The organism is Pseudomonas sp. LBUM1651 (assembly GCF_059716135.1).
Map to the genome: position 1 here is coordinate 453,652 of NZ_CP166805.1, position 20,944 is coordinate 474,595.

The following is a 20,944-nucleotide window of genomic DNA, read 5'->3' on the forward strand; positions in this document are numbered from 1 at the left end:
CGGCGAGGTAGCTAAGCAACGCCGTGGACCACTACACTCGGTCATTCTTTGATACACGGAGGTTTTGACATGCGGCGCGTGGTATTCAATCAGAAAGGCGGCGTAGGCAAATCCAGTATTGCCTGCAATCTGGCGGCGGTCAGTGCCAGCGAGGGCTATCGCACCCTGCTGGTGGATCTCGACGCTCAGGCAAATTCCACCCAGTACCTCACCGGGCTCACCGGTAATGACATTCCGATGGGCATCGCCGATTTTTTCAAGCAGACGCTGTCTTCGGGGCCGTTCTCGAAGAAAAGCCAGGTCGATATCTACGAAACCCCGTTCGATAACCTCCACGTCATCACCGCCACCGCAGAGCTGGCCGATTTGCAGCCCAAGCTTGAGGCGAAACACAAGATCAACAAGCTGCGCAAACTGCTCGACGAGCTGGCCGAAGATTACGACCGGATCTACCTCGATACCCCGCCAGCGTTAAACTTTTATGCGGTTTCTGCCTTGATTGCCGCGGATCGGGTGCTGATTCCCTTCGACTGCGACAGCTTCTCGCGTCAGGCGCTGTACGGCCTGCTGGCGGAAATCGAAGAATTGAAGGACGACCACAACGAAGGGCTGGAAGTCGAAGGCATTGTCGTCAACCAGTTCCAGGCCCGGGCCAGCCTACCGCAGCAAATCCTTGATGAACTGATTGCGGAAGGTTTGCCGGTGTTGCCGGTGTATTTGGGTAGTTCGGTGCGCATGCGCGAATCGCATCAGGCCAACACACCGCTGATCCATCTTGATCCACGGCACAAATTGACCCAGCAGTTTGTCGAGTTGCATAACCTTCTTGAAAGCGCCTGATTCCCGCAAACAACACCGAACCCCTGTGGGAGCGAGACCGGCTTGCCGGCGATGGCGGAGTGTCAGTCGGCATCAGTTTTGACTGTAATGCCGCTATCGCGAGCAGGCTCGCTCCCACAATTGATCGCGGTGTTCTTAAATTCCCTGGCTACGCAACCAGCTCATCAACTGCGGCAACGGGAAGGCCCCGCTCTGGCGCGCCACTTCCCGGCCGTTCTTGAACAGAATCAGACTCGGAATCGAGCGAATCCCCAACTGCGCCGACAACTGCTGGTTTGCCTCGCTGTCCAGTTTCGCCAGCCTGCACTTGCCCGCCAACTGACCGGCCGCCTGCTCGAACACCGGCGCAAACGACTTGCACGGCCCGCACCAGTCCGCCCACACGTCCACCAGCAACGGCAGATCGCCCTTGATCTGACTGGCGTAATCGCCTTGCTTCAGTTCAAACGGTTTGCTCAACAAGACCTCAGCCTTGCAGCGGCCACATTTCGGCTGGTCGTTGAGACGCTCGGCGGGTATGCGATTGAGGCCGTTGCAGTGGGGGCAGGGGATGAGGAGTGGGTCGGTCATAATCAGGCTCTGAGTAGTTGGGCAATCCATCACGCTGATCTGGAGTCGAATTCGGTGTTTATCAAGGCGAAATCCTGCTGGCCGCCTACGACGAACAACTGATCTCCAAATGTTTCCCCCACTCCGGCGGCCGCTCGGCATAACTCTCCATTCCAGGCTGCTCTTCGAACGGCTTGCTCAGCACCGCGTGCAGCCGACGAACCTCTGAATAGTCGCCGCTTTCCGCTGCATCGATGGCTTTCTGCGCCAGGTAGTTGCGCAGGATGTAGAGCGGGTTGACCGCGTGCATCCGTTGGCAGCGCTGTTTCTGATCAACTTCACCTTCGCGAGCAACACGGGCGACAAAGCGCTCGGCCCAGGCATCGAAGCCCTTGATGTCGACGAAATCGTCGCGCAATCGGGCAACGGCCAGCTCCGGTGATTCATCGCCGAGGCGGCGGAAGAACAGGCTGTAGTCGACGCCGCTGTTCTGCATCAGTTGCAGCAGCTGTTCCAGCAGTTTCTGGTCGTCGTCTTCGGCTGTGGTGAAGCCGAGGCGGCGGCGCATCAGGTCCAGGTAGTGAGCCTGGAACAGTGGCAGGTACAGACCCAGGGTTTCGCGCAGGGCCTCGACGCTGATGAACGGCGTCAGGGCTTGAGCCAAAGCGCTGAGGTTCCACTGACCGATAGGCACCTGGTTGCTGAAGGAGTAGCGGCCCTGGTCATCGGAGTGGTTGCAGATGAAATTGGCGTCGAAATCGTCGAGGAAGGCGAACGGGCCGAAATCGAAGGTGATGCCGAGGATCGACATGTTGTCGGTGTTCATCACGCCGTGGCAGAAACCATAGGCCTGCCATTTGGCGATGAGCTCGGCGTTGCGTTCGACGATTTCGCGGAACATCGCCAGATAGGGTTCGGGCTGTTCCAGGCACTCCGGAAAGTGCATGGCCAGCACGTGCTCGCCGAGCTCTTTCTGCTTCTCGGGGCGTTTGGTGTAGTAAAAATATTCGAAATGCCCGAAGCGCACATGGCTCGGCGCCAGGCGCAGGACCATGGCTGCGCGTTCCTGTTTTTCGCGCCACACCGGCGTATCGGAGCCGATCACGCATAACGCGCGAGTGGTCGGGATGTTCAGCGCATATAACGCTTCGGAGGCGAGAAACTCGCGGATCGACGAACGCAGCACGGCGCGTCCATCGCCCATGCGCGAGAAAGGCGTCTGGCCGGCACCTTTGAGGTGTAGGTCCCAATGCTCGCCGGCCTCGTTATAGACCTCGCCCAGCAACAGTCCGCGACCATCGCCCAACTGTGGATTGTAGGAACCGAACTGATGACCGGAATAGACCATCGCCCTCGGAACCGCATCGGCCCAGAGCTTGTGGCCGCTGAACAGCTCGGCGAACTCCGGCGTTTCGGCCACGGCCGGATCAAGGTCGAGCAACGCCATGGCGGCAGGGCTCGCGACCACGAGGCGCGGATTGTCGATGGGCTCGGGCAGCACGTGGGCGGAAAACGTATCGCCCAAGCGATCGAAGCGATTATCGAAGGTCAGTTCGTCGAGGGCTTTCACCGGCCATCTCCAGCAGAATGTCCGAGCATTCTGCTAGGGACAGGGCGGTTAGTCGAGCTTGGCGGGCGGCGTCTCTTGCAGCGGTTTGCCATCGACCCGCGGCACGATGGTTTTGGTTTCCGACTCGATCGGCACGATCTTGTATTCCTCGCCGTGAAGGTTCTTGAGGTAAACCTCCATCTGCCGGAACGAGATGTTGATGTGCTGCTTCTTGAACTCGCGGTTGATGAAGCGGTTGACCTCGTCGAGCACCGGGTTGCGGTCGCCGAGGTCGCGCACATGCATACGCAACTCGTGGTCGAGGGTGCTTTCGCCGAAGTTCAGGAAGTAAACGAGCGGCTCGGGCTCCTTGAGCACCCGAGGGTTCTCCCGCGCGGCTTTCAACAGCAGTTCTTTCACCAGGTCCAGGTCCGAGCCGTAATCGACGCCGAGCTTCAAGGTCACCCGGGTGATGGTGTCGGTCAGGGACCAGTTGATCAGTTGCCCGGTAATGAACGTCTTGTTCGGGACGATGATGTCCTTGCGGTCGAAGTCGGTGATGGTCGTGGCGCGGATGCGGATCTTGCTCACCGTGCCCGACAGGTTACCGATGGTGATGGTGTCGCCGATCCGCACCGGGCGTTCGAACAGGATCATGATGCCGGAGATGAAGTTCGCAAAAATCTCCTGCATGCCGAAACCGAGGCCGACCGAGAGCGCCGCCACCAGCCATTGCAACTTGTCCCAGCTCACGCCGAGGGTCGACAGGGTCGAGACGAAACCGACGCCGGCGATCACGTAGGACAGCAACGTGGTGGTGGCGTAGGCGCTGCCCTGGGCCAGATTCAGCTTCGACAACACCAAGACTTCCAGCAGGCCCGGCAAGTTGCGCGCGAGGGCGAAGGTGATGCCGATGATGATCAGCGCACCGAGCATGTCGCCGATGCTGATCGGCACCATGCTCATGTTGGCGCCGGTGCCGCTGGTGTATTCGTAGAGGGTGATGTTGTCCAGGTACGAGAACACCGAGATCAGGTCCGACCAGACCCAGTACAGCGCCGCCATGAACCCGCCCAGCAGCGCCAGACGAATCAGGCGCAAGGACTGTTCGTTGACCTTTTCGATGTCGAGGGTGGGCTCTTCGATCACCGCTTCGCCGTCGCCGGCCTCTTTGGCGGCCTGACGTTTGGCCAGCGCTCGCTGATAGGCCAGGCGCCGTGCGGCAACGCTGAGGCCACGGACAAAGGTCGCTTCGATCACCAGCCAGAACATCAGCAGGTAAAGGGTGTTGATCAACCGGTCGCTGAGTTTCAGTGCGGTGTAGAAATAGCCAAAGCACACGGCGACGAACAACGCGATCGGCAACGCAGTGAACATGATTGCCACGGCCTTGCGGAACAGTGAGGCGTTTTCGTGCGTCGGGCTGCTGATCAGCAGGCGGCTGAGCAACCAGGCCATCAGCGCGTAGCAGGTCAGAACCACCGGCATGCCGATCACATCATCGGCCAGTGCCGCCGGTTGCAGTTCGGCGATCGCCACTACCGCGACCAGAGCCATTACCACCAGACCCAGTCGACGGACCCAGCCTTGCAGGAATTCAACCTGGGGTTTTTCCCAGCGGAAATGCAGTTCGGCCACGCCGCCCGGCGCGAGGATCCGGTAAGCGGTGTAGAACACCAGCCAGGCCTGAGCCATTTGCAACAATGCCGAGCCCATGTTGGCGTTTTGCCCGCGAGCGTCGATCTGCAAGGCCAGGCCGCACAAGGCCAGGCCCAGCGCCACCGGCAGTGCCAACAGAATATTGAACAGGATCGCCTGCGGCGTGTGCCACTGGCTGTCACGCTTGAAGTGGCCGATGTCCTGGTGAACCTTGTTCAGTCGGGCATACAGGCTTTTGCGTCGCCACAGCAGGGCGCCGATCAGCAGCACCAACGGCAGAAACAGCAGCGGTCGCTGAGTCAGGCCGTCAATCAATTCGCTCACGCTCGACGCCAGCGGCAGGGTTGCCACCTGGCGTTGTAGACGATCCGGCACGCCGCGCATCCATTCCGGGTCCAGCGGCTTGTTGCTCGGAATCCAGAACATCTGCTCTTCAAGCGTGGCCCGCAGGCTTTGCGCAGTGCTCAGCAGTTGCTTCTGATTGAGTTGCAGCGTGATCGATTCGTTGAGCACCGCGCTGAGTTCGCGGTTCAGCCGCTCCAGCAGGTCGGCGCGGGTCGTGGCCAGTTCCAGCAGGCTTTTGCGCAGTTGCGGGGTGACTTGCTCGGGAGGTTGAGTCGAGAGCAGGTTGTCGACGTAGGTCGCCGGGTTGCTGAGCAATTCCCGTTGCTGGCTGACTTCGAACTGATACAGGCGGATGTCGGCGATCTGGTCGGCCAGGTCGCGGTCGAGCTTGAGGCGCGGCAGGCCCTGTTTCTGTTTGTAGAGAATTTTCGACAGCAGCAGGCTGCCCTTGAGCACGTTGATTTGCTCATCGAGGGCCGAATCGCTCTGGGTGACGTTGTCCAGTTGCTGCTTGGTTTGCAGGTTCTGCTGGGTGACTTCGTTGAGACGGTCGGTGCTTTTGAGCAGGTAGTCCGAGAGTTTCAGGTTCGCCGCGCTTTCGGTGGCTAACAAGGCGCTGCCGCCCGACTTCTGCGCCTCGATGGACTGTTGCGTCACCGTTTCCTGAGACTGGGCCAGGCGCTTCTGGTTGATCAGGTTTTGCAGTTCCTGGATTTCCCGATCCAGGCGATCGGATTTTTCCGTCAGCAAGTCATGCTGGCTGTTGCCCAGGTCCTGCAACTGGCTGTTGCCGGCCAGTTCCTGGCGGCGCAGCGGGATCAGCGCGTTCAGTGCCGCCAGCTCGGCATTGAGCAGGTCACGCTGTTCGCCACTCAAGGTCTTGCCGTTGTCCTTGCCATTCTTGAGGATATTATTGATTTGCTGGATGCGCGTCTGACTGCTGGAGATTTCAGCCTGGGCGCGCTCTGGGCGGGTTTGCGCGGTAATGACCAGGCTGTTCGCTTCGGCGAGGGCTTTTTGCAAGTCGCTTTGCTGGGTCGAGCGCTCGGTGAGCATCTGCTCCAGCTGCTGAATGGATTCTTTGGTATAGCGTTGCGCCACCGGCGTCACGCTGCTGCCCTTGAGGCGAGTCAGTTCGCGCTGGTTCTCGATGTTCTGCTTGGGGGCGGTGGCGAGTTGCTGCTTGAGCGCAGTCAGCTTCTGCTCGTAATCACGCTTATTGTTGAGCTGGGTCAGCGTGCTTTGCAGGAGCGTCTGCAGGGCTTTTTGATCGGCTTCCGGCAGTTTGCGCTCGGCGATCTTGTCCAGGTTTGCCTGCACGGCTTCGCTGGACGGCGGTTCGGCCGCTTGCAAACTACCGACAGAGAGACTCAAGCCCAACAGGGCCATGATGAAAAAGGTGCGCAGGGTTGACATAGAGACCGATCGAAAACGAGACGAAGAATGGAGTTTAGAGGAAGAGTCCCGGACCTGGGCGACTTCCTTCGGGGAATCTGACGCCCACTTTGCCGATCTTGTTCCCCTCCATGACCGCGACGGTCCAGATGGTGTTGTTCCACTCCACCTGGTCACCGACTACTGGCGCACCGCCTACTTTGTGGGCAATGAAACGTGCCAGCGTCATGTCCGGATCGATGCCTTCGACTTTCAACCCGTACAGGGCAGCAACCGCAGCCAGCTGGGCATCTCCTTCGAGTACGAAGTCGCCGAAGAAGCGCAAATCGAGGCCCCGTTGAGGCGCCTGGCTGAACAGTTTTCCAAGGGCCGACAGGTTGTGTTCGTGGCCGATTACGCACAGTAAATCATCGACTTCAAGCACCGTACTACCCGACGGATGGAGCAGTTGCTGGCCACGAAACAGGGCTGCGATGCGAGTGCCTTCGGGCATTTTCAGCTCGCGAAGGGGCGAACCGATGCACCATTTTTCAGCGCCGAGGCGATAAACGAACAGCTCCCACTCGCTGGTGACATGCACTTCCAGCGCGGCGCGGGAGATCGGCGCCGGCTCCGGCGGAACGGTCACCTTCAACAGTTTCGCCACCCACGGCAGGCTCGTGCCCTGTACCAGCAGCGAGACCAGCACGATAAAGAACGCGAGGTTGAAGTACAGCTGAGCGTTGGGCAGCCCCGCCATTAGCGGGAACACCGCCAGAATGATCGGGACCGCGCCACGCAGGCCAACCCAGGAAATGAAGGCTTTTTCGCGACCATGGAAGGCCTTGAACGGCAGCAGGCCGACCATCACCGACAGCGGCCGTGCAAACAGAATCATCCACAGCGCCAAACCCAGCGCGGGCAGGGCGATGGGCAATAAGTCGTGCGGCGTGACCAGCAGGCCCAGCACCAGGAACATGCCGATCTGCGCCAGCCAGGCCATGCCGTCGAGCATGTGCAAGATGCCGTGACGGCTGCGCACCGGACGGTTGCCGATCACCAGGCCGCACAGATAAACGGCGAGGAAGCCACTGCCGTGCAGGGCGTTGGTCAGGGCGAACACCACCAGCCCGCCAGCAATGACCAGGATCGGGTAGAGGCCGGTGGCCAGGTTGATGCGGTTGACCAGTTGCAGCATCAGCCAGCCGCCACACAGGCCGATCACGCCGCCGATGCCGAACTCGCGCACCAGATGCACCAGCAGGTTCCAGTGCAGGCCGGTCTCGCCGCTGGCGAGCATGTCGATCAGGGTGACGGTGAGGAACACTGCCATCGGATCGTTGCTGCCGGATTCGATCTCGAGGCTGGCGCTGACCCGTTCGTTCAGGCCTTTGCCGCCGAGCAGCGAGAACACTGCCGCGGCATCCGTGGAGCCGACGATGGCGCCGATCAGCAATCCCTGGATCAGGTTCAGATTGAACAGCCACGCCGCAGCCATGCCGGTCAGCCCGGTGGTAATCAACACGCCGACCGTGGCCAGCGACAGTGCCGGCCATAACGCTACGCGGAAACTCGACACCCGTGTCCGCAAACCGCCGTCGAGCAGAATGACGGCCAATGCGAGGTTGCCGACCAGATAAGCTGTTGGGTAGTTATCGAAAATAATACCGGCGCCATCGACGCCGGCGGCCATGCCCACGGCCAGGATAATCACCAGAATCGGGATGCCGAGGCGGGACGAAAGAGAGCTCACCAGAATGCTCGCACCTACCAGCAACGCGCCGATCAAGAACAGGCTGTTGATGGTCGTCGAATTCAAAGGCAATACTCCAGAAAGCTGAAAGGCGGGCACAAACTGACCATGCAGTCTGCGTGCCAGCGATTCTAACCTGTTGAAATGTGATGCTGTCAAAAAGGTTTTTGAAGGAGCGAACTACGTCGTCAAGTCGAGCGCAGTCACTGTGGCGAGGGGGCTTGCCCCCGTTGGGTCGCGAAGCGACCCCAAGTCAGCCGCTGAAATATTTCTGAGAAATCCCACCCGCAGGTTTTACGGCTGCTTCGCAACCGAACGGGGCGGTGCGACGTTTCGCCAAGCCCCCTCGCCACAGCAAGCCCCTCAAGCCACAAAAAGTTGTTGACCGTTACAGACTGAACCGCCCAACCATGTTGTTCAGGTCCAGCGCCAACCGCGACAACTCATTGCTCGCCGCGCTCGTCTGATTTGCCCCGGTCGCCGATTGCACCGACAGATCACGAATGTTCACCAGGTTGCGATCTACTTCCCGAGCGACCTGCGCCTGCTCTTCAGCCGCGCTGGCGATGACCAGGTTGCGTTCGTTGATTTCGACGATGGCGCTGTTGATGGTGTCCAGCGACAGGCCGGCACCACGGGCGATGTTCAGGGTCGACTCGGCACGCTCGGTGCTGTTGCGCATCGAATCCACAGCGTGTTCGGTGCCGCTTTGAATGCTGCCGATCATCCGTTCGATTTCACTGGTCGATTGCTGGGTGCGATGCGCCAGGGCGCGAACCTCATCCGCCACCACCGCAAAACCACGACCGGCTTCACCCGCACGAGCGGCTTCAATCGCCGCGTTCAACGCCAGCAGGTTGGTCTGGTCTGCCAGGCCGCGGATCACGTCCAACACCTTACCGATATCGCGGGATTCATTCGCCAGGTCGCCAATCAGCGTGGCGGTGCTCTGCACATCGGCGCTCATGCGTTCGATGGCGCTGACGGTTTCCTGAACCAGATCACGGCCGTCGCCAGCAGAGGTGGTGGCGTTCTTCGACGCTTCGGACGTGCTCACCGCGTTGCGCGCCACTTCTTCCACAGCGCTGGTCATTTCGTTGACGGCGGTGGCGGCCTGTTCGATCTCGTTGTTCTGCTGGGTCAGGCCGCGTGCGCTTTCGTCGGTGACACTGTTGAGCTCTTCAGCGGCGGAGGCCAGTTGCGTGGCCGAGCCGGAAATCCGCTGCAGCGTATCGCGCAGCTTGTCCTGCATCTTCGCCATCGCTCCCAGCAACCGACCGGCTTCGTCTTCGCCATCAACGGTGATCGGGCGAGTCAGGTTACCTTCGGCGATTTCTTCGGCAGCGCTCAAGGCCTTGGCGATCGGTTTGGTGATGCTGTTGGTCAGCAACCAGGCAAACAGCACGGTCAGGCCGGTGGCGATGACCAGCAAGGTAATCACTAGGTTGAAGGCCGAGGAGTACTGGTCGACGGCTCGCTGGGTGGTGTCGGCGGTCTGCTGAGTGTTGATTTCCAGCAAACGATTGAGTACAGCGTTGATTGCTTCGGAGTTGGTCAGCAGATCGGTGTTGAGCAAGGTGCGCAGTTCATCGATCTGATTGTTGCGCGACAGGGTTTTCATCCGGTCTTCGATCTGACGGTACTGCCCCAGCAACTGCACGTATTGATCGTAGGCAGCACGTTCCCGCGGGCTGGCGATCAGTTTTTCGTAGGTCGCCTGAGCGGCACGAATCTGCTGGTTACGCGTCTCCAGCAGGTCCACGGTTTTTTGCTGAACGTCGGGTTCGCGGTTCACCAGCAAACGATAGGACAGCACCCGCAGGCGTAAGGTGAGTTGAGTGAACTCGTCGAGGCTTTTGATGCTCGGCACGCTGCTCAAGGTGATCTCCTCGGCGGCACCGCGAATCTTGCTCATCTGGTTCAAGGCAAACACCCCCAGAACCAGCATCAAACCGCCAATCAGAGCGAAGCCGAGGAACGCCCGCGGCGCGATATTCATATTACGAAGGGACATGGTGTTTACCGAAAAGAGCGCAGCCGTGCGGCGCTGGGACTGACGTATGAGTGACTTATCGGTCATACGACTAAAGTCTTGAGTGCCTGTGCGTATTTGTCGCAGCCAGGTCGTTACCTGGAGCGAAGCTTGCTCGCGAAGAACGTCCAGGCACCGGGTTCATTCAGACAGCACGCGTTATCGTTAACGTCCTTCGCGAGCAAGCTTCGCTCCTACAGAAATTATGGCGACGAAGTGCAGGAACCAGATCAGCCAATCACAGTCTTTAAAGTTCGCGAGGGAGGTCACCCGCCAGCAAAATCAAGGCCTTGCGCCCCAATAACCCTGGCATCCGTGGTGACTTTTCTTTATCGTACGCGCCCTTTGAAAATGCCTGGAAAATCAAAATGTTGGAAGCATCCCTAAGCCAATTGGAACAGCTGGTCAGCGACCTTGTTCAACAGAACCAGAACCTGCTCGGCACCAACCAGACCCTGAGCGCAGAATTGGCCCAGGCCAAGGATGAAAACGAAAGCCTGCAACTGAGCCTGATGGAGCAGGAAGAAAAACAAGGCGCCACCGCCGCCCGCATTCAGGCCCTGGTTGAACGCGTCAGCGCCGGCCCGGTCAGCGCATGAGTTACGGCGCCGCAGGGGTAAAAGTCGTCTCGATCCTGGGGGAGGACTATTCGATCAAGGCGCCGGCCGGGGAAGAGCAAACCCTGCTGGACGCCGCAATGATGTTGAAAGCCGCTTTGGCCGACACCAAAAGAAAGTACCCGACGCTGATCGGTGACCGCCTGTTGGTGCTGGCCGCGATGAATCTTTGCTCTCAGCAGATCGAAATGCAAAAGCAGCACAAGCTCGAACTCGACCGTTACCAAGAGCAAGTCAGCGCCACGGTTGAAGTGATCTCCAAGACGATCAATCAGGCCTGATCGGCTTTGCGCGCAACCAAAGAATAAATTGTCGTTTGTGTTGTATACAATCGGCACGGCTGTTGCAGTGTTCCAGCCTCTTATTCTTTGGGGGTGCTCCATGCAGTTCTGGCGTCGCAGTATTCAATGGCAGTTGATCCTCAGTATGGGCACCGCTCTGCTGGTCAGCATTCTGATCGTGGTTGGAATTTATCCCTCGTGGTCAACCGCCTCGCCCAGCGCTATCTGGTCGAACAAGCATTGCCGTCGAGCATCGAAGCGATGCGCAACGACATCGAGCGCATCCTCATTCAACCCCTCACCGCCGCCAAGGACATTGCCAGCAACAGCAATGGTGCGCGACTGGCTGGCCACGGGTGAAAACAGTGCCGGACCGCCACGTTCGATGGGTGGGTTTCGGTTACGCTGAGTGTGTGCTGTCCAGCAATTAGCTGCATCACCCAAAGGCATGGCGATCAAGCGGCGGGCCTTGGGATGCTGGTCGCTGTGTAATCGATGCGGGGACCTAGAGTTCCGAGGGACAAGTCCCGGTAATGTGATGATTTTCTCCGAAATAGCAGTTGTGTTGTTCATCATGAATACTCATCAGGCGTATCAGGTTGCAGGAGAAGTTTCATAAGGTGCAACGTGCCTATGAGGCGTCGGCCTCATAGGCAGGAGAATGTCTATTTGTCAGGCTGTGTAGTAGCTTCTATACTTTCCTCTCTGGGTAATACCGTGAAATAAGTTGACTTCATCATAGGGCCCAGCGCTGTATTTCCCTGTGCTGACAGCCATTTATCCCCCTCTTTCACAGTAAAAATAATTGTAATCAGTCCTTCTGTGTCATCATAAGAGATGCCCTCTAGGTTGCTCACGTCCCCTCGAAGAAAAGATGCGATATTATTCGGTCCGGTAAAAGTATTTCCATACTGATCCTGCAGCGCCAGATTTACATTCGCATATGTACTTTTACCAAGTTGAGGTTTGTTTAGAGTTGATGGTGATATGGACGGAGTGAACCTTGCGAGTACTGGCGGTCCTGGATCGGCTACGGTTACACTTGTACGGCCATAAAGTTTTCCTCCGTCTCCGCTGGTGTTTGCTATGAATCGGGCTCTAAACACTGAGTTTGTTAAGTGATAATCATGATTATGTCCAAACAACGTATTTGCCTGATTTACGAGTACAAAACCATCCCACAGTGGGTGCCATTGGTCGTTTAAAAGTATGTCTATGTACGTTTCAACACCGGTTTTTGATTGGTTGAGCATGTAAAGTGGAACGATTAAAGTGCCTTTTGGTATAACAAAATTCGGACTGGTCCATCCAACCTCCCCATTAAATGTATGTTCCATTACGACGGTTCCGTTTTTTTCCTGATGGGATAGTGATGTTGTCTGTCTCTGGTAGACATCGTTTAATTGGCTGTTCGGCGAGGAGCTATTTGAGCTCATGATGTGATATTCCTTTATTACGTCATTGGTGGTAATAGATTGCCGAGAGTCAAGAATGACGACCGGTCGGAGTAAAAAATACGAATAAGAAACTGAGGGCGCTACTGTCAAAGTTGACAGGTAGCGCCGTGTAAAATTTTTGTTTGAATATTAAGACATTGAAGCTAAAAGGTTTTTTAGACTATGAGGAGAAAGATAATATGGCGAGTTGTTCGTTTTTTCCGATAAGTGGGCCGGCTTATACCAACGCCATCAAAACCACTCATCCTGCATCCCAAGACAAACATCATCCCGCGCCTCAAGAATCGCCAGTTCATGATGGCAACCCGGCACTTCCCACGTCAGGAAATACCGCGCGGCCTGCAGCTTGCCTTTATAGAAGCTCACATCCGCCGCATTCCCTTTGGCCAACCCTTCCTCGGCGCGAATCGCCTGTTCCAGCCAGCGCCAGCCAATCACCGTGTGCCCGAACACTTTCAGGTACAGCGCCGAGTTCGCCAGACTGCTGTTGACCTTGCCTTGGCCTAGATCGGTCAGCAGGCCAATGGTCACTGTTTGCAAGCGCGCCACCAGTTTCTCCAGGGGGTCGCGCAAAGGGGTTAGCGATTCGTATGCATGAGCGCGCTCGGCAGTATTGGCAATCAGGCGGATCAATTGCTTGAGCCCCGCGCCACCGTTCTGCGCCAGTTTGCGACCCAGCAGATCCAGCGACTGAATACCGTGAGTGCCTTCGTGGATCGGGTTCAAACGATTGTCGCGGTAATACTGCTCGACCGGGTATTCACGGGTGTAACCATGTCCACCGAGAATCTGGATCGCCAGTTCGTTGGCCTTCAGACAAAACTCCGACGGCCAGGATTTGACGATTGGCGTCAGCAAATCCAGCAGCTCGTGCGCCTGTTTGCGCTCGGCTTCAGTCTCAAGGGTCGTGGTGTCATCGAACAGTCGCGCGGCGTACAGGCCAAGGTCGAACGAGCCTTCGACGTAGGCTTTTTGCGTCAGCAACATGCGTTTCACGTCAGCATGTTGAATGATCGCCACCGGCGCGGTGTTCGGGTCTTTGCTGTCCGGCACGCGGCCCTGTGGACGCTCGCGGGCGTACTCCAGCGAATACAGATAACCGGCGTAACCGAGCATGACCGCACCCATGCCGACGCCGATCCGCGCTTCGTTCATCATCTGGAACATGTAGCTCAAACCGTGGTGCGGCTTGCCCACCAGATAGCCGACGCACTCGCCGTTGTCACCGAAATTCAGTGCGGTGGACGTGGTGCCGCGCCAGCCCATCTTGTGGAACAGACCGGCCAGCAACACGTCATTGCGCTTGCCCAGACTGCCGTCATCGTTGACCAGGAACTTGGGCACGATAAACAGCGAAATGCCCTTCACCCCGGCCGGCGCATCCGGCAACTTGGCCAGCACCATGTGCACAATGTTTTCCGACAGCGGGTGATCGCCGCCGGAGATGAAAATCTTGTTGCCCTTCAGGCGATAAGTACCGTCAGACGCAGGCTCTGCGCGGGTACGAATATCCGACAGCGACGAACCGGCGTGCGGTTCGGTCAGCGCCATGGTGCCGAAGAAGCGGCCGTCGATCATCGGTTGCAGGAAGCGTTGTTTCTGCTCTTCAGTGCCGAAGCTTTCGATCAGGTTGGCCGCGCCCATGGTCAGGAACGGGTACGAGGTTGATGCCGCGTTGGCCGACTGGAAGTGCGCGAAGCATGCCTGGGACAACAGCGTAGGAAGTTGCATGCCGCCGGCGTCGAAACTGCGGGCGGCGTTGAGGAATCCGGCTTCGAGGAAGGCATCCACCGCCGGTTTCACTTCCGGAATCAGAATCGCCTGACCGTCCTCATAGCGCGGCTCGTTCTCGTCACCCTTGCGGTTGTGTGGGGCGAAGAACTTCTCGGCGATGCTGCGGGCGGTGCCGATGGCGGCATCGAAGGTTTCGCGGTTGTGCTCGGCGAAACGCTCACGCTGGGTCAGGCCTTCGGCGTCGAGGACTTCGTACAGCTCGAAAGCCAGATTGCGGGAACTGAGCAACGTCTCGGACATGGCGGCTTACCTTTTTTTGGAATGGACCGAGTCTAGGCGTGGGGAGGGCGAGCGGAAAGGATGATTGACGAGCGTGATGGTGGAGCAGCGCACCAACTTAGCAGACGCCACAAAACAAATGTGGGAGCGAGCCTGCTCGCGATTGCGTCGGTACAGCCAACATTGATGTGACTGAAAGGACGCCATCGCGAGCAGGCTCGCTCCCACAGGGATTTTGCATGCCGGGCACCTATCGCAGGTGCCCGGTTTTGTTGCGGTTTAACCGATAGTCATCAGGCTGGCATTACCACCCGCCGCAGCGGTGTTAACGCTCAACGCTCGCTCGATCACCAGGCGCTCCAACGCGATGTTGGTTTCACCTTGCGACAAACCATGAACCCCGACAATCGCACCGGCACGCTTGGCCACTTGCTGGCAAACCGCACGCAGCTGATCAGAATGGCCGTGATGCACAACTGCATCAAACACCACTTCGTCTTTGTTCCAGTCAGAAACCAGCTTGATGCGCGCCTGAATTTCCTTCGGCAGACGTGCGAACAGTGCCTTGGTCAATTCTGCTTCCGGCCACACCGCCGAACCGCCGACGGCCAATACCGCCGCCAGTTGCGTCAGCAGATCGCCTTCGACTTCCGCCAGGCACAGCACATGTTCGCGCGGCAGGATGGCGTAGCTGTTGCGCTCGCCGGTCGGGCCCGCCAGAACACGGGTGATCCCGCTTTGCGATTGCGCCGCGAACTGCACGCACAGGGCGCTCAGGTCGGCAAACTTGTTGCTGTCGGCCCAGGCTTGCAGCGCGGTCAGCGGTTTGCTCATGGCGTCACGCAGACGAACATCCGGTGCAGTGACGGCGTCGCCGCGAGCGAAGGATTGTTCGATTGCATCGGTAGGACGCGTCGACAACAGACGGTACAGGTACAACGGACCACCGGCTTTCGGGCCGGTACCCGACAAGCCTTCGCCACCGAACGGTTGCACGCCAACCACGGCGCCAACGATGTTGCGGTTCACGTAGACGTTACCGGCATTGACGTTGTCGATCACCTTGGCGATGGTCTCGTCGATACGCGTGTGCACACCCAGCGTCAGGCCGTAGCCGGAAGCGTTGATCTGGCCGATCAACTGGTCGATGTCTTTGCGCTTGTAGCGAACCACGTGCAGCACCGGACCGAAGATCTCGCGTTGCAGCTCATCGAAGCTTTCCAGCTCGATCAGCGTCGGCATCACGAAGGTGCCGCGTTTGACTTCTTCGCTGTTGGCGATCGCCACCTGGTACACGGAGCGACCTTTGTCGCGCATGGCCTGGATGTGCTTCTCGATGCCAGCCTTGGCTTCGGCGTCGATCACCGGGCCGATGTCTACGGACAGACGCTCCGGGTTACCGAGGCGGCATTCAGCCATGGCGCCCTTGAGCATTTCGATGACGCGGTCAGCGGAATCTTCCTGCAAGCAAAGTACGCGCAGCGCCGAGCAACGTTGACCGGCGCTGTCGAAGGCAGACGATACGACGTCGATCACAACCTGTTCGGTCAGTGCCGAGGAGTCGACGATCATTGCGTTCTGGCCGCCGGTTTCGGCAATCAGCGGAATCGGGCGGCCCTGTGCATCCAGACGGCCGGCGATGTTGCGTTGCAGCAGACGAGCGACTTCGGTGGAACCGGTGAACATCACGCCTTTGACCCGATCGTCACCGACCAGACGAGCACCCACGGTTTCGCCACGGCCCGGCAGCAGTTGCAGCACGCCTTCCGGAATTCCGGCTTCGAGCAACAGGCGCACGGCTTGAGCGGCGACCAGCGGGGTTTGTTCAGCAGGCTTGGCCAGTACCGGGTTACCGGCAGCCAGTGCCGCAGCGACTTGACCACTGAAGATGGCCAGCGGGAAGTTCCAAGGGCTGATGCACACCACCGGACCCAACGGGCGGTGGGCGTCGTTGGTGAAATCGTTGCGCGCCTGCACTGCGTAGTAACGCAGGAAGTCCACGGCCTCACGCACTTCGGCGATGGCGTTGGCAAAGGTCTTGCCGGCTTCACGAGCCAGCAGGCCCATCAGCGGCTGGATCTCGCCTTCCATCAAATCGGCGGCACGTTCCAGAATCGCAGCGCGTTCGGCGGGCGGAGTGGCCTGCCAGATCGGCGCGGCGTTCAAGGCGCACTGGATCGCGTTGTCGACGTCTTCGACGGTTGCTTCCTGCACGTGGCCAACGACGTCGCGCAAGTCGGACGGGTTCAATACCGGTGCAGGCGTTTCAGTACTGGAGACGCAACCGAGCATCGGCGCGGCTTTCCAGTGGTTGTGAGCGGTGGCCAGCAGGGCGCAGGACAGGGAAGCCAGACGATGTTCGTTGGCCATGTCGATACCGCTGGAGTTGGCGCGCTCGGCACCATAAAGGTCGCGCGGCAGCGGAATGCGCGGGTGCGGCAGGCCGAAGCCGCCTTCCAGCGTCGCCATCTGCTCGATGCTGGCCACTGGATCGGCCACCAGCTCCTGAATCGAAATGGACTGGTCGGCGATACGGTTGACGAACGAAGTGTTCGCGCCGTTTTCCAGCAGACGACGCACCAGGTACGCCAACAGTGTTTCGTGAGTACCGACCGGAGCGTACACGCGGCACGGGCGGTTCAGCTTGCCTTCGGAAACTTTGCCTACAACCTGTTCGTACAGCGGTTCACCCATGCCGTGCAGGCACTGGAACTCGTACTGACCGGGGTAATAGTTCTGACCGGCGATGTGGTAAATGGCCGACAGGGTGTGGGCGTTGTGCGTGGCGAACTGCGGATAGATGACTTCCGGCACCGACAGCAGTTTGCGCGCGCAAGCGATGTAGGAAACGTCGGTGTACACCTTGCGGGTGTAGACCGGGTAGCCTTCCAGGCCTTCGACCTGGGCGCGCTTGATTTCGCTGTCCCAGTACGCGCCTTTTACCAGGCGGATCATCAGGCGATGACGGCTGCGGCGAGCCAGGTCGATCACGTAATCGATCACGTACGGGCAACGCTTCTGATAGGCCTGGATCACGAAACCGATGCCGTTCCAGCCGGTCAGTTGCGGCTCGAAGCACAGGCGCTCCAGCAGATCCAGCGACAGCTCGAGGCGGTCGGCTTCTTCGGCGTCGATGTTCAGGCCGATGTCGTATTGCTTGGCCAGCAAGGTCAGCGACAGCAGGCGCGGGTACAACTCGTCCATCACGCGCTCGTACTGCGCACGGCTGTAACGCGGGTGGAGTGCCGACAGCTTGATGGAAATGCCCGGGCCTTCATAAATCCCACGACCGTGGGACGCTTTGCCGATCGAATGGATGGCTTGTTCGTACGAGGCCAGGTACTTCTGGGCGTCGTGCTCGGTGAGTGCGGCTTCACCCAGCATGTCGTAGGAATAGCGGAAGCCCTTGGCTTCGAACTTGCTCGCGTTGGCCAGGGCTTCGGCGATGGTTTCGCCGGTGACGAACTGCTCGCCCATCAGGCGCATGGCCATGTCGACGCCCTTGCGGATCATCGGCTCGCCGCTCTTGCCGATGATGCGGCTCAAGGAAGAAGTCAGGCCCGCTTCATTATGGGTGGCGACCAGTTTGCCGGTCAGCAGCAGACCCCAAGTGGCGGCATTGACGAACAGCGATGGGCTGTTGCCCAGGTGCGGCTGCCAGTTGCCGGTGCTGATCTTGTCGCGAATCAGTGCGTCGCGAGTGCCTTTGTCCGGGATGCGCAGCAGCGCTTCGGCCAGGCACATCAGCGCTACGCCTTCCTGGGACGACAGGGAAAATTCCTGCAACAGGCCCTGAACAATCCCGGCACGGCCGCCGGCGCTCTTCTGATTGCGCAGTTTCTCGGCAATCGAGGCAGCGAGCTTGTTGGTGGCTTCGGCCATGGCGACCGGCAGGCGAGCCTGTTCGATCAGCATCGGCACCACTTCCGGCTCAGGGCGACGGTATGCGGCGGTGATCGAAGCGCGCAGCACCGATTGCGGCAGGATGCTTTCAGCGAATTCGAGGAAGCACTGGTGCGCATGGTCAACATGGACTTCGCCACTGTCGTCTACTTCTTTGGCGGTCAGGCCGTTCAGCTCGGTCAGGGTTGCACCACCCTCGAGTTTTTCCAGGTAATTGAAAATTGCCTGCTTGATCAGCCAGTGCGGCGTGCGATCAATCGAGGTCGCGGCGGCCTTGAGGCGCTCGCGGGTCGGGTCATCAAGTTTGACCCCAAGGGTGGTGGTAGCCATATTTTTATCCTCATGTTTGCCACGACCGCGTGGCATCAGCTGGCCGCAAGATTAGCTGGGCAATCTTTGAGGTGCAACCGGGTGCAACCCTTTTTTTGTCGGAATAATAAGCAGCTCGTCAGGAATTAAATTCCGGTACGAACGTACCGCTCCTGCTTGGTGCTTTTAATTCTAGAAAAGGTCGTTCACTGCGCTAAAAGGAAGCAAAAACCACCTTTTTTCAGGTAAATCCGACTAGGTGCAACTTATTCTCAAGAAATGGGTTGCACCTTATTTGCTTTGTTGAATAGCATTCGCGGCCAAGGTGCAACCGGTCAAAAAAGACAGGTGCACCGGCTGATGGCTTTCCTGGGGAAACATCAGTCCTAAATGCGCGGGATTCACAATCGTCTGCCAAACGTCGTCGTTTGCGAGCGGTTAACAAAAAACCGCCGCTACATAAAAACAAAGCCAGGGCGTAACTTAATGAGCGTAAGCAATCCAACCCTGATCACGTTCGTGATCTACATCGCAGCAATGGTGCTGATCGGCTTCATGGCCTATCGTTCCACCAACAACCTTTCTGACTACATTCTGGGCGGTCGCAGCCTGGGCAGCGTCGTGACTGCATTGTCCGCCGGCGCCTCCGACATGAGCGGCTGGTTGTTGATGGGCCTGCCGGGCGCCATCTACATGTCCGGTCTGTCCGAAAGCTGGATCGCCATCGGCCTGATCGTCGGTGCTTACCTGAACTGGCTGTTCGTCGCCGGCCGTCTGCGCGTGCAGACCGAGCACAACGGTGATGCGCTGACTCTGCCGGATTACTTCTCCAGCCGTTTCGAAGACAAAAGCGGCCTGCTGCGGATCATCTCCGCGGTCGTGATCCTGGTGTTCTTCACCATCTACTGCGCCTCCGGCATCGTGGCTGGCGCCCGTCTGTTCGAAAGCACCTTCGGCATGTCCTACGAGACAGCGCTGTGGGCCGGCGCTGCGGCGACGATTGCCTACACCTTCGTCGGCGGTTTCCTGGCCGTGAGCTGGACTGACACCGTACAAGCCACGCTGATGATCTTCGCCCTGTTGCTGACGCCGATCATCGTGCTGCTGGCCACCGGCGGCGTTGACACCACGTTCCTGGCCATCGAAGCGCAAGACGCCAGCAACTTCGACATGCTGAAAAACACCACCTTCATCGGCATCATCTCGCTGATGGGCTGGGGCCTGGGTTACTTCGGCCAGCCGCATATCCTCGCGCGTTTCATGGCCGCGGATTCGGTCAAGTCGATCGCCAACGCTCGCCGTATCTCCATGACCTGGATGATCCTGTGCCTGGGCGGCACCGTCGCTGTTGGTTTCTTCGGTATCGCTTACTTCTCGGCGCACCCTGATGTGGCCGGTCCTGTGACCGAAAACCACGAGCGCGTGTTCATCGAACTGGCCAAAATCCTGTTCAACCCATGGATCGCCGGTGTACTGCTGTCGGCCATTCTGGCTGCCGTGATGAGTACTTTGAGCTGCCAGCTGCTGGTGTGCTCGAGCGCCCTGACCGAAGACTTCTACAAAACCTTCCTGCGTAAAACCGCTTCCCAGGTTGAACTGGTCTGGGTCGGTCGCGCCATGGTGCTGCTGGTTGCCCTGATCGCCATCGCGATGGCCGCCAACCCGGAAAACCGTGTACTGGGTCTGGTCAGCTACGCCTGGGCTGGTTTCGGTGCGGCGTTCGGTCCGGTCGTCCTGATCTCCGTGATCTGGAAAGACATGACCCGCAACGGCGCACTGGCCGGCATTCTGGTTGGCGCGATCACCGTGATCGTGTGGAAACACTTCGAGCTGCTGGGTCTGTACGAAATCATTCCTGGTTTCATCTTCGCCAGCCTGGCGATCTACATCGTCAGCAAACTGGGCAACCCGACTGCCGGCATGCTTCATCGCTTTGCCGCTGCCGAGGCAGATTTCCGCCTGAACAAGTGATCGGGATGAGCTGAGGCTCTGACCTTTCGCCGAACATGAAAACGGCCCGCTTCCTTTGGAGGCGGGCCGTTTTTTTTTTGCGTTAGGAAATCCCCCTGTAGGAGCGAGCTTGCTCGCGATGGTGTGTCAGCCAAAGAGGTTTCGACTGACACACCATCGCGAGCAAGCTCGCTCCTACAGTTGTCGGTTGTGTTTCTGAAAGGGATGTCTGTAGTCAGATGTTCCGATTTTCGAAGGAAAAATCTCTAAAAAAACCCGACAAATCTGAGTTTCCTGTCCCTTCGTCAACACC

12 protein-coding genes and 2 pseudogenes are annotated in these 20,944 nt (G+C 58.7%); 5 read left to right on the plus strand and 9 right to left on the minus strand.

The window, feature by feature from the left end:
* Positions 1-69 precede the first annotated feature (69 nt).
* Positions 70-840 (plus strand): ParA family protein, encoded by a 771-nt coding sequence (locus ACA066_RS02180; protein ID WP_497697946.1) that lies wholly within the window; start codon positions 70-72, stop codon positions 838-840.
* A 135-nt stretch (positions 841-975) separates the two neighbouring features.
* Here ACA066_RS02180 and trxC read toward each other — a convergent pair whose 3' ends face one another.
* From trxC to ACA066_RS02210, 6 genes and pseudogenes are all read right to left on the minus strand, one after another.
* Positions 976-1,410: a thioredoxin TrxC gene (gene trxC / locus ACA066_RS02185; RefSeq protein WP_214380342.1), complete on the minus strand. Its 435-nt coding sequence runs from the start codon at positions 1,408-1,410 to the stop codon at positions 976-978.
* 85 nt (positions 1,411-1,495) lie between these two features.
* On the minus strand, positions 1,496-2,959 hold the full coding sequence (selO, locus tag ACA066_RS02190; protein ID WP_497697947.1) for a protein adenylyltransferase SelO: 1,464 nt from the start codon (positions 2,957-2,959) through the stop codon (positions 1,496-1,498).
* Between the two features lie 48 nt (positions 2,960-3,007).
* Entirely contained in the window at positions 3,008-6,358 is a 3,351-nt protein-coding gene (gene mscK / locus ACA066_RS02195; protein ID WP_497697948.1) for a mechanosensitive channel MscK, read from the minus strand.
* A gap of 34 nt (positions 6,359-6,392) precedes the next feature.
* Positions 6,393-8,135 (minus strand): potassium/proton antiporter, encoded by a 1,743-nt coding sequence (locus ACA066_RS02200; RefSeq protein WP_497697949.1) that lies wholly within the window; start codon positions 8,133-8,135, stop codon positions 6,393-6,395.
* A gap of 322 nt (positions 8,136-8,457) precedes the next feature.
* On the minus strand, positions 8,458-9,330 hold the full coding sequence (locus tag ACA066_RS02205; RefSeq protein WP_371916747.1) for a methyl-accepting chemotaxis protein: 873 nt from the start codon (positions 9,328-9,330) through the stop codon (positions 8,458-8,460).
* A pseudogene (locus tag ACA066_RS02210) lies at positions 9,313-10,149 on the minus strand (MCP four helix bundle domain-containing protein); the annotation flags it as partial. The pseudogene ACA066_RS02210 and the gene ACA066_RS02205, both read right to left, overlap by 18 nt.
* A 320-nt stretch (positions 10,150-10,469) precedes the next feature.
* On the opposite strand from ACA066_RS02210, the gene ACA066_RS02215 reads away from it, so the two are divergent.
* From ACA066_RS02215 to ACA066_RS02225, 3 genes and pseudogenes are all read left to right on the plus strand, one after another.
* Positions 10,470-10,700 (plus strand): hypothetical protein, encoded by a 231-nt coding sequence (locus tag ACA066_RS02215; RefSeq protein WP_017336178.1) that lies wholly within the window; start codon positions 10,470-10,472, stop codon positions 10,698-10,700.
* On the plus strand, positions 10,697-10,999 hold the full coding sequence (locus ACA066_RS02220) for a cell division protein ZapA (RefSeq protein ID WP_084320977.1): 303 nt from the start codon (positions 10,697-10,699) through the stop codon (positions 10,997-10,999). The genes ACA066_RS02215 and ACA066_RS02220 overlap by 4 nt, the downstream gene beginning before the upstream one ends.
* 100 nt (positions 11,000-11,099) lie before the next feature.
* Positions 11,100-11,369 (plus strand): annotated as a pseudogene (locus ACA066_RS02225) (chemotaxis protein); the annotation flags it as partial.
* Positions 11,370-11,664: 295 nt separating this feature from the next.
* Here ACA066_RS02225 and ACA066_RS02230 read toward each other — a convergent pair.
* The 3 genes from ACA066_RS02230 to putA all read right to left on the minus strand — a co-directional run bounded on the left by ACA066_RS02230 (position 11,665) and on the right by putA (position 18,702).
* Complete coding sequence (locus ACA066_RS02230; RefSeq protein WP_497697950.1) at positions 11,665-12,435, minus strand: hypothetical protein; 771 nt, start codon at positions 12,433-12,435, stop codon at positions 11,665-11,667.
* A gap of 252 nt (positions 12,436-12,687) precedes the next feature.
* Positions 12,688-14,490 (minus strand): acyl-CoA dehydrogenase, encoded by a 1,803-nt coding sequence (locus ACA066_RS02235; RefSeq protein ID WP_497697951.1) that lies wholly within the window; start codon positions 14,488-14,490, stop codon positions 12,688-12,690.
* Positions 14,491-14,748: 258 nt separating this feature from the next.
* Positions 14,749-18,702, minus strand: a complete 3,954-nt coding sequence (gene putA / locus ACA066_RS02240) for a trifunctional transcriptional regulator/proline dehydrogenase/L-glutamate gamma-semialdehyde dehydrogenase (protein WP_497697952.1) — start codon at positions 18,700-18,702, stop codon at positions 14,749-14,751.
* 465 nt (positions 18,703-19,167) lie between these two features.
* Between putA and putP the strand changes: the two genes are divergently transcribed.
* Positions 19,168-20,652, plus strand: coding sequence for a sodium/proline symporter PutP (putP, locus tag ACA066_RS02245; RefSeq protein WP_497697953.1), 1,485 nt, complete (start codon positions 19,168-19,170; stop codon positions 20,650-20,652).
* The last annotated feature ends 292 nt before the right edge of the window (positions 20,653-20,944 follow it).